Source organism: Streptomyces sp. NPDC060205 (assembly GCF_042728395.1).
Lineage (GTDB): Bacteria > Actinomycetota > Actinomycetes > Streptomycetales > Streptomycetaceae > Streptomyces.
The window spans coordinates 23005-36487 of sequence record NZ_JBHWZP010000061.1 but is presented as its reverse complement, the minus strand read 5'-3'; the positions used below and the strand labels follow the sequence as shown (position 1 = coordinate 36487).

13 protein-coding genes are annotated in these 13483 nt (G+C 71.1%); 7 read left to right on the top strand and 6 right to left on the bottom strand.

Annotated elements, in window-relative coordinates:
- Positions 1-45: 45 nt before the first annotated feature.
- From ACFWGJ_RS13865 to ACFWGJ_RS13845, 5 genes are all read left to right on the top strand, one after another.
- Entirely contained in the window at positions 46-1317 is a 1272-nt protein-coding gene (locus ACFWGJ_RS13865; protein WP_387323487.1) for an MFS transporter, read from the top strand.
- A 59-nt stretch (positions 1318-1376) separates the two neighbouring features.
- On the top strand, positions 1377-1958 hold the full coding sequence (locus tag ACFWGJ_RS13860) for a sugar O-acetyltransferase (protein WP_387323485.1): 582 nt from the start codon (positions 1377-1379) through the stop codon (positions 1956-1958).
- Positions 1959-1969: 11 nt separating this feature from the next.
- Complete coding sequence (locus ACFWGJ_RS13855) at positions 1970-2518, top strand: TetR/AcrR family transcriptional regulator (protein WP_387323483.1); 549 nt, start codon at positions 1970-1972, stop codon at positions 2516-2518.
- 82 nt (positions 2519-2600) lie between these two features.
- Positions 2601-3014: a VOC family protein gene (locus ACFWGJ_RS13850; protein WP_387323481.1), complete on the top strand. Its 414-nt coding sequence runs from the start codon at positions 2601-2603 to the stop codon at positions 3012-3014.
- An 80-nt stretch (positions 3015-3094) separates the two neighbouring features.
- Complete coding sequence (locus ACFWGJ_RS13845; protein ID WP_387323490.1) at positions 3095-5485, top strand: ATP-binding cassette domain-containing protein; 2391 nt, start codon at positions 3095-3097, stop codon at positions 5483-5485.
- Between the two features lie 43 nt (positions 5486-5528).
- Here the strand turns inward: ACFWGJ_RS13845 and ACFWGJ_RS13840 are convergent, their stop codons facing one another.
- Positions 5529-7070 carry an FAD-dependent monooxygenase gene (locus ACFWGJ_RS13840; protein ID WP_387323479.1) on the bottom strand — a complete coding sequence of 514 codons (1542 nt, stop codon included), beginning with the start codon at positions 7068-7070 and terminating at the stop codon, positions 5529-5531.
- 50 nt (positions 7071-7120) lie between these two features.
- On the opposite strand from ACFWGJ_RS13840, the gene ACFWGJ_RS13835 reads away from it, so the two are divergent.
- Both ACFWGJ_RS13835 and ACFWGJ_RS13830 read left to right on the top strand, forming a co-directional pair.
- A complete protein-coding gene (locus tag ACFWGJ_RS13835) occupies positions 7121-7759 on the top strand; it encodes a TetR/AcrR family transcriptional regulator C-terminal domain-containing protein (protein ID WP_387323476.1) in 639 nt (212 codons plus the stop codon).
- Positions 7756-8403, top strand: a complete 648-nt coding sequence (locus ACFWGJ_RS13830) for a DinB family protein (protein ID WP_387323473.1) — start codon at positions 7756-7758, stop codon at positions 8401-8403. Before ACFWGJ_RS13835 ends, ACFWGJ_RS13830 begins: the two co-directional genes overlap by 4 nt.
- Before the next feature lie 23 nt (positions 8404-8426).
- On the opposite strand, the gene ACFWGJ_RS13825 is transcribed toward ACFWGJ_RS13830, so the two are convergent.
- The 5 genes from ACFWGJ_RS13825 to ACFWGJ_RS13805 form a co-directional block, all read right to left on the bottom strand.
- On the bottom strand, positions 8427-9677 hold the full coding sequence (locus ACFWGJ_RS13825) for a saccharopine dehydrogenase family protein (protein ID WP_387323470.1): 1251 nt from the start codon (positions 9675-9677) through the stop codon (positions 8427-8429).
- Between the two features lie 76 nt (positions 9678-9753).
- Positions 9754-12051, bottom strand: a complete 2298-nt coding sequence (gene secD, locus ACFWGJ_RS13820; protein WP_387323467.1) for a protein translocase subunit SecD — start codon at positions 12049-12051, stop codon at positions 9754-9756.
- A 70-nt stretch (positions 12052-12121) separates the two neighbouring features.
- Complete coding sequence (locus ACFWGJ_RS13815) at positions 12122-12607, bottom strand: hypothetical protein (protein ID WP_387323464.1); 486 nt, start codon at positions 12605-12607, stop codon at positions 12122-12124.
- A gap of 115 nt (positions 12608-12722) precedes the next feature.
- Entirely contained in the window at positions 12723-12947 is a 225-nt protein-coding gene (locus ACFWGJ_RS13810) for a helix-turn-helix domain-containing protein (RefSeq protein WP_387323462.1), read from the bottom strand.
- Positions 12947-13444, bottom strand: a complete 498-nt coding sequence (locus ACFWGJ_RS13805; protein WP_387323459.1) for a DUF2975 domain-containing protein — start codon at positions 13442-13444, stop codon at positions 12947-12949. The genes ACFWGJ_RS13810 and ACFWGJ_RS13805 overlap by 1 nt, the downstream gene beginning before the upstream one ends.
- Between the last annotated feature and the right edge of the window lie 39 nt (positions 13445-13483).

The window sequence follows — 13483 nt, the reverse complement described above, 5'->3', positions numbered from 1 at the left end:
AACTGAGAGTGTACGTTCGTACGCTCCCGCTATAGGCTCACCTTCATGACTGTTGACGTACTGGGCCGACCCGCGTCGGCCGAACGGCAGGCCCGGGTGGCCGTCGCCGTGCTGTTCTTCACCAACGGCGCCCTGTTCGCCAACCTCCTGCCGAGGTATCCGCAGATCAAGGCGGATCTCGGCATAGGCAACGCGGCCTACGGTCTGGCCGTCGCCGCGTTCCCGGCGGGCGCCATCGCGGCCGGTCTCGCCGCGGGAGTGGTGATCCGCCGCATGGGCTCGGCGCGGGCGGCGGTGGCCGGCACCCTGCTGACCGGAGCGTGGATCCTCCTCGCGGGCCTGGCCGACTCGGTCGTGCTGTTCGCGGCGGCGCTGTTCCTGGCCGGGGCGATGGACGCGGTCACCGATGTGGCGCAGAACGCCCACGGACTGCGCGTGCAGCGACGCTACGGGCGTTCGATCATCAACTCCTTCCATGCGATCTGGTCCATCGGCGCCGTCACCGGCGGAGCCATGGCCGCCGCGGCGATAGCGCTCGGCCTCTCGCGCGGACAGCATCTGACGATCTCGGCGGTGCTGTTCGCGGTGGCCGCGTGCGTCGCCCTGCGGTTCTGCCTGTCCGGCCCCGAGACCGAGGCCGAGGACGAGGGTGACTCCGGGACCGGGGCGGACCTCGCATCGACGGCGGGCCCGGCGGCGGAGTCCGGTACCGGCGGTCATGGCGAGCGGCAGGCGGCGCGTCCGACGCCGGGTCGGCGTACCGCGTACGTGCTGGCCGCCCTCGTGCTCATCGCCACGGCCGGCACCCTCGTCGAGGACGCGGGCAGTTCGTGGGCCGCGCTCTACCTCTCCGGCTCGCTGTCCGCGTCGGTGACGCTCGCCGCCTCCGGCTACATCGCCCTCGTCGGGGCCCAGTTCGTCGGCCGGATCATCGGCGACCGGCTCGTCGACCGGTTCGGCCAGCGCGCGGTGGCCCGCGCCGGCGGTCTCATCGTCGTGGCGGGCATGGGCCTGGCGCTGGCCGTGCCCACGGTGCCCGGCACGATCCTCGGGTTCGCCGCGGCCGGGTTCGGCGTGGCGACGCTGGTCCCCGCGGCAATGCACGAAGCCGACGAACTGCCCGGCCTCAAGCCCGGCTCCGGGCTGGCCATCGTCTCCTGGCTGATGCGTCTGGGCTTCCTGGTCTCCCCGCCGGTCGTAGGCCTCGTCGCGGACGCGGCCAGTCTGCGGGTGGGTCTGCTCGTGGTGCCCCTCGCCGGAGTGCTCGTGCTCCTGCTCGCCGGGGTGCTGCAGCCCGGACGCCGCCAGGGCTCGTAACCACCCCGGCGTGCAGGTTTCCCGGGCCGTGGTCCGACGTCGAGTGTACGATCGTACGCATGTCGACGGACTACTTCGCCCAGGATCCCCGTACGCATCTCGAACGCATGATGGCGGGCGATCACTACATCGCCGACGACCCGGAGATCGTCCGCCGGTACGAGCGAGCCGTGCGGCTGGCCGCCCGCTACCAGGCCGCCTACCTCGAAGACACCGAGGGGGCCCGCCCGATCCTCGCCGAACTGCTCGGCTCCCTCGGACCCGACGTACACCTGAGGCCGCCGCTGTACGTCGACTACGGCAGCAACATCACGATCGGCGCGCGCACCTTCGTCAACTACAACCTGACCGCCCTGGACGTCGCCGCGATCACCATCGGCGAGGACTGCCAGATCGGCCCGAACGTCCAACTGCTCACCCCCACGCACCCCCTGGAGCCCCAGCCCCGGCGCGACAAGCTGGAGGCCGCCCAGCCGATCACCATCGGCGACAACGTGTGGCTGGGGGGAGGCGCCATCGTGCTGCCCGGTGTCACCATCGGGGACAACTCCGTCATCGGCGCCGGGGCCGTGGTGACGAAGGACGTGCCCGCCGGCGTCGTCGCCGTCGGCAACCCCGCCCGCCCGGTCCGCACCCTCTGAAGGCTCCCGTCATGGCCACCGGACACACCGACCCGCAGCGCCGCGAACGCATCCTCGCCTCGACCCTCGATCTCATCGCCGAGGAGGGGATCGCCAGCGTCTCCCACCGGAAGATCGCCGCGCGGGCCGGCGTCCCCCTGGGGTCGATGACGTACCACTTCAGCGGTATGGACGAGCTGCTGCGGGATGCGTTCACCCGCTTCGCCGACCACATCGTCGCCGTCTTCGACGCCCACCTCGCCGCTCCGGCCGACCGCGACCAGGCCCGTCAGGCCGTCGCGGACCTCGTCCATGTGCTGTCGGAGGGGAGCCAGCGCGACCTCGTACTCACCCAGGAGCTGTACACCCTCGCCGCGCGCCGGCCGGTCTACCGCGAACTGACCCACGAGTGGATGGGCCGCAGCCGCACCCATCTGGAGAAGCACTTCGACCCGGACACGGCACGTCAACTCGACGCCCTGATCGAGGGCCTGACCCTCCACCGCGCCCTGGACAACGAACCCCACGACCGTGCTCTGACCCTTGAGGCGATCACCCGCATCACCACCCCGGGCAGGTAGGGACGTCGGCCGGGCGCGGGGGCACCGGATCGATCAGGAATCGAGAAGCGCCGGACCCCGCCCCGCGTCTAGCGTGACTGCCATGGACGTCACCCTGTACGCGAGCTTCCTCCCGCACACCGATCCGGACGCGTCCCTGGCCTTCTACCGGGACGCCCTCGGCTTCGAGGTCCGCGACGACGTCGGGCACGGCGCGACGCGCCGGATCACGGTCGGGGCCGCCGACCGGTCCGGCCCGTCCCTCGTTCTTAAGCCGCCGGTCACCGACCCCGGGGTCACCGAGGACGAGCGCCGCACCGTCGCGGAGATGATGGCGAAGGGCGCGTACGCGGGCATCCTCCTCGCCACCCCCGACCTCGACGCCACCTTCGAGCGGGTGCGGGCGGCGGGCAGCGGCCAGGTCCTCCAGGAGCCGGCCGAGCAGCCGTACGGCGTCCGGGACTGCGCCTTCCTCGATCCCGCGGGCAACATGATCCGCATCCAGGAACGGCGCTGAGCGGTCCGGTGAGCGCAGCAGGCGAACAGGTCACAAGGTCTACAGGTCGACAGAGCGACAGATCAACAGATGGAGACATGATGAGCATGGCCCCGAGGACGGACACGCGGTCGTCCGCGCCGCACGCTGCCGACAGTCATGACCTGATCCGCGTGCACGGCGCGCGCGAGAACAACCTCAAAGACGTCAGCATCGAGATCCCCAAGCGCCGCCTGACCGTGTTCACCGGTGTCTCCGGCTCGGGCAAGAGCTCGCTGGTGTTCAACACGATCGCCGCCGAGTCGCAGCGGATGATCAACGAGACCTACAGCGCCTTCGTGCAGGGCTTCATGCCGACCCTCGCCCGCCCCGAGGTCGACGTCCTCGACGGGCTGACCACCGTGATCACCGTCGACCAGCAGCGGATGGGCTCCGACCCGCGCTCCACCGTCGGCACCGCCACCGACGCCAACGCGATGCTGCGCATCCTCTTCAGCCGCCTCGGCACGCCGCACATCGGCCCGCCCAGCGCGTACTCCTTCAACACCGCCTCGGTCCGGGCCAGCGGCGCGATCACCGTCGAGCGCGGTGCCAAGAAGACGGTGAAGGCGACCTTCAACCGCACCGGCGGCATGTGCACGCGCTGCGAGGGTCGCGGCTCGGTCTCCGACATCGACCTCAGCCAGCTCTACGACGACTCCAAGTCCCTCTCCGAGGGCGCGTTCACCATCCCCGGCTGGAAGTCCGACAGCCAGTGGACCGTGCAGGTCTACGCCCAGTCCGGCTTCGTCGACCCGGACAAGCCGATCCGCGAGTACACCAAGAAGCAGCTGCAGGACTTCCTCTACGGGGAGCCCGTCAAGGTCAAGGTCAACGGCGTCAACCTCACCTACGAGGGGCTGATCCCGAAGATCCAGAAGTCGTTCCTGTCCAAGGACAAGGAGTCGATGCAGCCGCACATCCGGGCGTTCGTGGAGCGGGCGGTCACCTTCGCCACCTGCCCCGAGTGCGACGGCACGCGGCTCAGTGAAGGAGCCAGGTCGTCGAAGATCGGCAAGGTCAGCATCGCCGACGCCTGCGCGATGGAGATCCGCGACCTGACCGAATGGGTCCGCGGCCTCGACGAGCCGTCGGTGGCACCGCTGCTCGCCGCACTGCAGCAGGCCCTCGACTCGTTCGTGGAGATCGGTCTCGGCTATCTCTCGCTCGACCGGCCCGCGGGCACGCTCTCGGGCGGCGAGGCGCAGCGCGTCAAGATGATCCGCCACCTCGGCTCCTCGCTCACCGACATCACCTACGTCTTCGACGAGCCCACCATCGGCCTGCACCCTCATGACATCCAGCGGATGAACGACCTGCTGCTGCGGCTGCGCGACAAGGGCAACACCGTGCTCGTCGTGGAGCACAAGCCCCAGACGATCGCGATCGCCGACCACGTCGTGGACCTCGGCCCCGGTGCGGGCACGGCGGGCGGCACCGTCTGCTTCGAGGGCACGGTCGAGGGACTGCGGGCCAGTGACACCGTCACCGGCCGCCACCTCGACGACCGGGCCACCTGCAAGGAGACGCCGCGCAAGCCCACCGGTTCGCTGGAGATCCGCGGCGCGACGGCGCACAACCTCCAAGGCGTCGACGTCGACATCCCCCTCGGGGTGCTCACCGTCGTCACCGGTGTCGCCGGCTCCGGAAAGAGCTCGCTCGTCCACGGATCGATCCACGACGACCAGGGCGTGGTGTCGATCGACCAGGGCGCCATCCGCGGCTCCCGGCGCAGCAACCCGGCGACCTACACCGGCATGCTCGACCCGATCCGCAAGGCGTTCGCCAAGGCCAACGACGTGAAACCGGCCCTGTTCAGCGCCAACTCCGAGGGCGCCTGTCCCACCTGCAACGGCGTGGGCGTCGTCTACACCGACCTCGCGATGATGGCCGGAGTGGCCACTGTCTGCGAGGAGTGCGAGGGGAGGCGGTTCCAGGCCGCGGTCCTGAAGTACCACCTCGGCGGCCGTGACATCAGCGAGGTGCTCGCGATGTCGGTGACCGAGGCCGTGGAGTTCTTCGGCAAGGGCGAGGCGGGCATCCCGGCCGCGCACCGCATCCTCGAACGCCTCGCCGACGTCGGACTCGGCTACCTCAGCCTCGGCCAGCCGCTCACCACGCTCTCCGGCGGCGAGCGCCAGCGGCTCAAGCTGGCCACCCACATGGGCGACAAGGGTGGCGTGTACGTCCTCGACGAGCCGACCACCGGCCTGCACCTCGCCGATGTCGAGCAGCTTCTCGGGCTGCTTGACCGGCTCGTCGACTCCGGCAAGTCCGTCATCGTCGTCGAGCACCACCAGGCGGTCATGGCGCACGCCGACTGGATCATCGACCTGGGCCCCGGCGCGGGCCACGACGGCGGCCGGATCGTCTTCGAGGGCACCCCGGCCGACCTGGTCGCCGCCCGCTCCACCCTCACGGGTGAACACCTCGCGGCGTACGTGGGCGACTGACCGTACGTTCTACCGGCTGCTCCGTGCCACGTGAGAGGCGCGGTCAGCCGGCCGCGGAGCCGTGCGCGGGACGGTGGGTGGCGGCGAGCGCCCGGTCCGCGGCGGCGGCCAGCGCGGTGTCGTCCGGGTCCGTGCCGGCCCAGGCGACATGGCCGTCGGGGCGGATCAGCGCGGCGCGCACCGGGGCCCAGGCGGCCGGAGGCCGGTCGAGGGTCGCGGTGCGCACGGTGAGCCCCGGGCGTGCCCGGTCCGCGAGGACACCTTCCGGGCGGACGCCCTGACCGGGGGCGGGTACGGAGGCCGGTGCGTCGGCCGTCAGGTCGAGGAGCAGGTACCCGTCCGCGCGCAACCACCCGTGCAGGCCGTTTCCCGAGTCGGTGAAGGCCAGGTCGGGGGCGCGGACGCCGGTGAGCGGGTGGGCCGTCTCGTCCGGTGCCGGGTAGGCGACGGCGAGCGCGGTGAGGCGTTCGGCCAGGGCCCTGCCGAGGTCCCGCTGCGTGGCGATCATCCCGCTGAGGAACGACCGCAGATCGATGCCCTCGGGAGTGAAACCGGTCATCAGGGCGGTCTGGGCGCGACTGTGCTCCATCAGCTGGGCGCCGACGGGGTGACGCTCGCAGTGGTAGCTGTCGAGCAGCCCCTCCGGAGCCCGGCCGCCGAGGTCCGCGGCGAGCTTCCAGCCGAGGTTGTGCGCGTCCTGGATGCCGACGTTCATGCCGACGCCCCCGGTCGGGAAGTGCTGGTGGGCGGCGTCCCCGGCGAGCAGGACCCGGCCGCGCCGGTACTCCTCCGCCAGCCGGGTGGCGTTGCCGAAACGGGAGAGCCACACCGGGTCGCGCATCCCGTAGTCCTCACCGGTGACGGCGACGGCCTTGGCCCGCAGCTCCTCCAGAGTGAGGTCCTTCGGCGACTGGGTGGTGAGGCTGTCGGGGCTGATACCGACGACACGATGCCGCCCGCCGGGCAGCGGCGCGACCATCAGCGCGCCCTGGAGCCCGAAGACGCCGAAACCGGGTCGCGGCGGGTCGTCGAGCACGACATCGCCGAGCCAGCCCAGCACCGTGGAGGGCGTACCGGGAAAGCCGATGCCGGCGGCGGTGCGCACGGTACTGCGGGTGCCGTCGCACCCGACGAGGTACGCCGCCCGCAGCTCGTACGGCCCGTCGGGCCCCTGTACCTGTACGGTCACCGACCCCGCGTCCTGGCTGAACCCGCTGACGCGGTGCCCGCGCACGATCGTGGCGCCGAGTGCGCGCGCGTCCTCCTCCAGCAGTTCCTCGGTACGGGCCTGGGGCAGCGCGAGGGTGAAGGGGAACGGAGTGTCCAGTTCAGTGAAGTCGAGCCGGTGGTCGAGCATCGCGAAATGCCCGGCCGGTATCCGCAGCCCTTCCGCGAGGAAGGGCTCGTGCACCTCGCGCGAGGCGAGGATCTCGATGGTCCGGGGATGGATGGTGAGCGCCTTGGAGCGCTGATCGACGTCGGTCCGCGCCTCGACGACCGTCACGGAGACTCCGCCCCGCCGCAGTTCGGCGGCCAGCCACAGCCCGACCGGACCTCCGCCCGCGATGACAACCTGCTGTTCCACGCACTCTCCTAGGTCAGTGACCAATAACGTGTCCGCAGTAAACTAGGTCAATGACCAATAGGCAAACAGGTGAGGGCGGTGCCCCCCGGCTGGACCCCGCGACGGTGATCCGGACCGCGCTGGAACTGCTGGATGAGAAGGGCCTGGACGCCCTGTCCACCCGGGCCGTCGCCGACCGGCTCGGCGTCCGGATGAACACCGTGCTGTGGCATGTGAAGACCAAGGCCCGGATGCTGGAGCTGATGGCGGACGCCGTCGTCGGCGAGGCCCCGCTCGACGGGCTCCCGGCCGACCGGGACGCACGCGTCCGCGAACTCGCCCGCCGCTACCGCCGCGCCCTGCTCGCCCACCGCGACGGCGCGGCACTGGTGGTCGGCACGTACAGCGCCGAACCGCACACCCTGGCCTTTGCCGAAGCGCTGGTGACCGCGCTGCTGGACGGCGGTCTCGGCGACCGGGACGCCGCCTGGACCGCCTGGACGATCACCTACCTCGCCCTCGGCCTCACGCAGGAGGAACAGGCGGCACCCCGCGGCCCGCTGACCGACGGTCTGGCGCACGCGGTGTCCGGGGCGGCCCACCCCTCCCTCCACCGCGTCCTGCACCACCTCGACGCGCGATCGTTCGACGAGCGCTTCGAGTTCGGACTGTCCGCGATCCTCGTGAGAGCGGGAGACTTGGCCCCATGAACACATCGGATCCCGCCGCCGGTCACAGGACGACAGATCCCGAGGCCGCTCCCAAGGGCGACCTGCGCTTCTACCTGCAGTCGGCCCGCGATGCGCTGCTGTGGAAGCTCGAAGGGCTCTCGGAGTACGACATCCGCCGCCCGTCGACGCCGACCGGCACCAACCTCCTGGGCCTCGTCAAACACGCGGCCGGGGTGGAGCTGGGCTACCTCGGCGACACCTTCGGACGGCCGTCCGGCGAGGCGCAGCCTTGGCTGGAGGACGGTGCCGAGACCAACGCGGACATGTGGGCCAGCGCCGACGAGTCACGCGAGCACATCGTCGGCCTGTACCGCCGGGCCTGGGCGCACGCGGACGCGACGATCGACGCCCTCGCCCTGGACGCGGTCGGCCGGGTGCCGTGGTGGCCCGGCGAGCGGAACGAGGTGACCCTGCACCACGCCGTCGTGCGCGTGATCGCCGATACGCACCGCCACGCGGGCCACGCCGACATCCTCCGCGAACTCATGGACGGGTCGGTCGGGATGAACCGCACCAACGGCAGTATGGCGCCGGGCGATTCGGCGTGGTGGGAGGAGTACCGGAGCCGACTGGAGCGCGCGGCCCAGGAAGCCGAACGACAGGAAGCCGAACGGAACGCGTGACGCCGAGGGGAGGAGACAGGGTCTCAGGGGATGTCCGGTCCGGATACGGGGACGGTCTCCTCCCGCAGGCCCCACGGCGCCCCGTACTCCGTGAGCAGGTCGAGGAACGGGCGGGGAGGCATCGCCTCGGGGCCGAGGACGCCGCTGCCGTGCCAGGCGCCGGACGCGACGAGTTCGAGGGCCGCCACGGGGTTGACTGCGGTCTGCCAGACCACGGCCTGGGAGCCGTACTCACGCATCGACCACTGGTTGTCGACCACGTGGTAGAGGTAGACCTCCCGTGGCCGGCCGTCCTTGGTGCCCTTGACCCACGTGCCGGCGCACGTCTTGCCGTGCATGCGGTCGCCGAGGCCGGCCGGATCGGGGAGGCAGGCGGCGACCACGTCCCGCGGGGAGACCGCGACCCTGCCCCCGCCGCCGTCCACGGAGACCGGCTCGGTGCGGTCCAGGCCCAGCTTGTGCAGGGTCTGCAGGACGCCGATGAACTCGTCACCGAGACCGTACTTGAAGGTGACGCGCCCGGCCTTCAACCACCGGGGGATCAGCAGGACTTCCTCGTGCTCGACGTTGACGCACTCCACCGGACCGATCCCCTCCGGGAAGTCGAAGACCTCCGGCTCACTGAACGGCGGTGTGGTGAACCAGCCCCGTTCCGCCTCGTAGACGACCGGCGGGTTGAGGCACTCCTCGATGGTCGTCCAGATACTGAACGACGGGGCGAAGCCGTAGCCGTCGACGACCAGGTTCGCGCCGTCGCGGACGCCGATCTCCTCGATCTCGTCGAAGAGCACGTCGGCGGCGTAGCGGGCGAACACGTCGGACAGCCCCGGCTCCACGCCCATGCCGACCAGCGCGAGCCGGTTCGCCGCCTCCCACTCGGCGGACCGCTCGAACTGCGCGTCGCCCAGCTTGACGCCGCACTCCTCGTAGGGGCGCGTCGGATGCGGCCGGGACAGGGACATCGCCATGTCCAGGTAGTGCGCGCCCTCGGTGAGCGCCGCGTCGAAGAGCGACAGCACGAACCGCGGATCGGTGGCGTTCAGCAGGACGTCGCAGCGGTGTTCGGCGAGTGCGGCCCGTACGCCGTCGGTGTCCGAGGCGTCGAGCCGCAGAGCCGAGAACCGGTGCCCGTCCTCGCCGAGCGCCGCCACGGCCGCCTGCGCCCGCGCGAGGTCGTAGTCGGCGACCACCATGTGCTCGAAGAAGGGGCGACGGGCCGCGATCCTGGTGATCGCGGTGCCGACGCCCCCTGCTCCGACCAAGAGGACTCGCATGGTGCAGCACTCCTTCGTCCCGCCCGCCCGTTTCGGTGGGCCAGGACGATAGCAGCGGCACCGCTCGGTCCGGTCCCTACCGCGAGCCCCGCTTCCGTCCGCCGGGCGGCGGATTGTTGCGGGCGTGCAGTTCGATGGCCAGGGGCGCGGCCGTGAACATCGAGGAGTACGTGCCGACGACGATGCCGATGAGCAGGGCGAGCGCGAAGTCGGTGAGGGAGTCACCTCCCAGCAGGGTGAGGGCGGCGAGGATGAACACGGCTCCCATACCGGTGTTGACGGTCCGGGGGAGGGTCTGCAGGATCGCCGTGTTGGCGAGGACCGGGAAGGGGACCTTCTTTCGCCGGCCGTCGGGGCCGCCGGGGCCGTCGGGACCGCCGGTCCGGTTGTCGGCCGTCAGTTCTCTGATCCGGTCGAAGACGACGACGGAGTCGTTGACCGAGTAGCCGATCACCGTCAGCAGTGCGGCGAGGAAGACTCCGTCGACCGGCTTGCCGAGCCAGGCGAAGACACCGATGAGGATCAGGGTGTCGTGGACCATCGCCGCGACCGCGGACGCCCCGAAGGCCCACCGGAAGCGGACCGCGAGATACAGCAGTTGCGCGGCCAGGGCCGTGGCGAGGGCGATGAGGGCCCCACGGCGCAGCTCGTCCCCGAGGCTGGGGCCGATCAGCTCGTCCCGTATCTTCTCGGCACCGCCCGCGACTTCGCCGACCGCCCTGTCCACCTTCGCGGCCTCGGCGTTGGTCAGCTGATCGGTGCGTACGGTGAGATCGCCGTCGCCGGAGGTCTGCACGACGGCGCGGGGCAGCCCCGCGCCGGCCAGGGCGGCCCGCGCGCGGTCGGCGTCGACGGGGGAGGAGGCGGCGTACTCCATGAGCCGTCCGCCGGTGAACTCGACGCCGAAGTTCAGTCCCTTGACCGCGATGCCCGAGGTGGCCAGGACGAGGGCGACGGCGGATGCCGCCAGCCAGGTGCGCCCGCGCCGCATCAGGTCGGGGTTCCGGCGGGTGAGCCAGTCGCGGACCCTCCCGGTGTCGGCGATGCCGGTCAGCTGCGGACGGCGTCGTACGGATCGCCGGGCGACCGCGTGATCGGCGAGGACCCGGGTGATGACCAGGGCACTGAGCATGGAGGCAAGTACGCCGATGCCCAGGGTGACGCCGAAGCCGCGCACCGGCCCGGAAGCCAGGAGGAAGAGCAGCCCGGCGGCGATGAGGGTCGTGATGTTGGAGTCGGCGATGGCACTGAAGGCGTTGCGGAATCCCGCGTCGAGGGCCGGGCGCAGTCCCTTGCGGCGGGCCGCGTACTCCTCACGGGCCCGTTCGAAGACGAGCACGTTCGCGTCGACGGCCATACCGATGGCCAGCACGAAGCCCGCGAGCCCCGGGAGCGTGAGTGTGGCGCCGAGCGCGACCAGGGCCGCGTACGAGATGACTCCGTAACAGGCCAGGGCCAGGGCGGCGAGGGCACCGAGGAGCCGGTAGACGGCGATGATGAACAGTGAGGTCAGCGCGGTGCCGATGACGGCTGCCCAGGCGCTGGCCTCGATGGCCGTGGCGCCCAGGGTGGGGCCGACGGTGCGCTGTTCGACGGTCTCGACCGGGACCGGCAGGGCTCCGCCGTTGATGAGCAGGCCCAGTTCGCGGGCCTCCTCCCGGCTGAACGAGCCGGTGATCTGGGTGGATCCTCCGGCGATGCCCGTACGGCAGGCCACGGACGGGTCGACCTGCGGGGAGGAGATGACCTTGTCGTCCAGGACGATGGCCACGCGGCGGGCCGGGTCGCCGGCCGGATGACACGCGGCCTTGCCGGTCAGCTCGGCCCAGGCGTCGCCCGCACCCTTGAACTCGATGCCGACGAACCAGCCGGTCCCGGTCTGCGGGTCGATACGGGCCTCGGCGCTGTCGACGTCCGCGCCGGTGAGCGCGGAGGGGCCCAGGCGTACGGGGCGACCGGACTCGTCGGAGTCGACCGCGCCGGAACCTGTGTCGCTCTTCGCGCCGGTTTCCGTGGCTGGATCCGTGCCGAGGACGGGATGGAAGGTCAGTTGGGCGGTGCGGCCGAGGACGTCGGCGGCTTCGCGCGGATCCTGGACACCGGGCAGCTCGACGATGATCCGGTTGTCCCCGGAACGGGCGATGGTGGGTTCGGAGACGCCGAGCGCGTCGATGCGGTGGCGCAGTACCTCCAGGGTGCGGTCGGTGGCTTCGGAGTCGGCTCGGGCGGTGGGGGAGTCGCGGGTCTCCAGGACTATCTGGGTGCCGCCGCGCAGGTCGAGCCCGAGACGGACCGGGACGGTCAGGGTGATGTAGAGCGACAGGGCCAGAACGGCCAGGGCGAAGAACGCCCGCACGCGGATGGCGCGCGTCAAGGGTGCCTCCAACAGGCATACCGCACCCCGGGAAAGGGCGCGGTGGGGATCGACTGTCGACTGGGTGACGTCAGATGCCGGCTGGAAGCGGCGGGCCGCGCCCGCTGTGCTGAGTGGTGTGCTGCGGGAGTGCGAAAGCGCCCAGTGCGGTCGGCAGTGCCGGCCCTGGTTCGGGCAGGGGGACCACGAGACCGGGCGGGACCGGCACCCCGACGGGAGGCGGAGCGTGCCATTCGCCCGCGGTGACCCGCCCCGCGCGGGGCGGCTGACCGCAGGCTGTGGCGCAGGAGTCGTCGACGCCGGTCCGGGTGTCGGCCTGTGCTTTCGCCGGAGCCGGAGCCGGAGCCGGAGCCGGAGCCAGAGCCGCAGCCGGTCCGGGTGCCTGGATGTGGTGTGCGGCGACCGCGGCCGATGTCAGCGCGCTGGAGGAGGCCGCGGCGGGATGGCCCTGGAGGCCGAGTACGCCGAGGAGGGTGAACAGCGCCGCCAGCAGTACGCCGGTGACGGGAGCCCGGTCTCTGCCGACGGGCGAGGCCGCGCGGACTCGCTCTGCCATGACCTGCCCCTCCTCACCCGGCTCCGGCCGAACATGGTCCGGCCGACAGGGAGCGGCCTTCAGGGACAACGCACGGGGAACGCACAAGGTTCGCGTTCGCGCGGACCGGTACGGATCACATCTGATCGTCGGTGTCGTCGGGAACCCACCGCAGCACATCACCGGGCTGGCAGTCGAGCGTGCGGCAGATCGCGTCGAGGGTCGTGAACCGCACCGCCTTCGCCCGGCCGTTCTTGAGCACGGCGATGTTCGCGGGCGTGATGCCGACGGCGGCGGCGAACTCACCGACCGACAGATTGTGCCTGGCCAACTGGACGTCGAGGTCGACGATGATCGCCATCAGACGACCGCTGCGATCTCGGTCTCCAGGTCCGTCGCCTTGCGCAGGAGTCCTCGCATGATGACGGTGAGCATCGCGAACGCCGCTCCCACGGCGACAGCCGTGACCGTGGCCCCGAGGACTCCGAGCAGTTCCATGCCGTCGTCCGGAGAGGGAATGTCGGCCAGGAGGAGGTGAACGGCGACTCCGCCGGCCAGGAGCGTCGCCACGACCGAGGCCCCGATGACGATGTCGACCCAGCGGAAGGCCAGGGCCGTGAAGATCGCGTCGCGCTGGACCATGTCGAGCAGCATCCACACCGCGAAGAGGGCGACCTGGACACAGGCGACGCCGATGATCGCCAGCGTCACGTAGGGCGTGGCGAAGGGGGCGTACGGCGGGAAACGCTCGACCTCATCGGCCGCCGTCGTCGGAATGACCACGATCTGGCCGAACAGCCCGACCGCGACCGTCGTGAGGATGCCGACCCGGAGTACGGCAATGAAGAGTTGATGCATGTATCGATTATCGATTGGTATCGATCGAAAATCAATCGA

Bases quoted from the DNA above. Each gene is read 5' to 3' on its own strand.
- ACFWGJ_RS13865 (WP_387323487.1), top strand. From the start codon at position 46: ATGACTGTTGACGTACTGGGCCGACCCGCGTCGGCCGAACGGCAGGCC.
- ACFWGJ_RS13860 (WP_387323485.1), top strand. From the start codon at position 1,377: ATGTCGACGGACTACTTCGCCCAGGATCCCCGTACGCATCTCGAACGC.
- ACFWGJ_RS13855 (WP_387323483.1), top strand. From the start codon at position 1,970: ATGGCCACCGGACACACCGACCCGCAGCGCCGCGAACGCATCCTCGCC.
- ACFWGJ_RS13850 (WP_387323481.1), top strand. From the start codon at position 2,601: ATGGACGTCACCCTGTACGCGAGCTTCCTCCCGCACACCGATCCGGAC.
- ACFWGJ_RS13845 (WP_387323490.1), top strand. From the start codon at position 3,095: ATGAGCATGGCCCCGAGGACGGACACGCGGTCGTCCGCGCCGCACGCT.
- ACFWGJ_RS13835 (WP_387323476.1), top strand. From the start codon at position 7,121: ATGACCAATAGGCAAACAGGTGAGGGCGGTGCCCCCCGGCTGGACCCC.
- ACFWGJ_RS13830 (WP_387323473.1), top strand. From the start codon at position 7,756: ATGAACACATCGGATCCCGCCGCCGGTCACAGGACGACAGATCCCGAG.
- ACFWGJ_RS13825 (WP_387323470.1), bottom strand. From the start codon at position 9,677: ATGCGAGTCCTCTTGGTCGGAGCAGGGGGCGTCGGCACCGCGATCACC.
- ACFWGJ_RS13815 (WP_387323464.1), bottom strand. From the start codon at position 12,607: ATGGCAGAGCGAGTCCGCGCGGCCTCGCCCGTCGGCAGAGACCGGGCT.
- ACFWGJ_RS13810 (WP_387323462.1), bottom strand. From the start codon at position 12,947: ATGGCGATCATCGTCGACCTCGACGTCCAGTTGGCCAGGCACAATCTG.
- ACFWGJ_RS13805 (WP_387323459.1), bottom strand. From the start codon at position 13,444: ATGCATCAACTCTTCATTGCCGTACTCCGGGTCGGCATCCTCACGACG.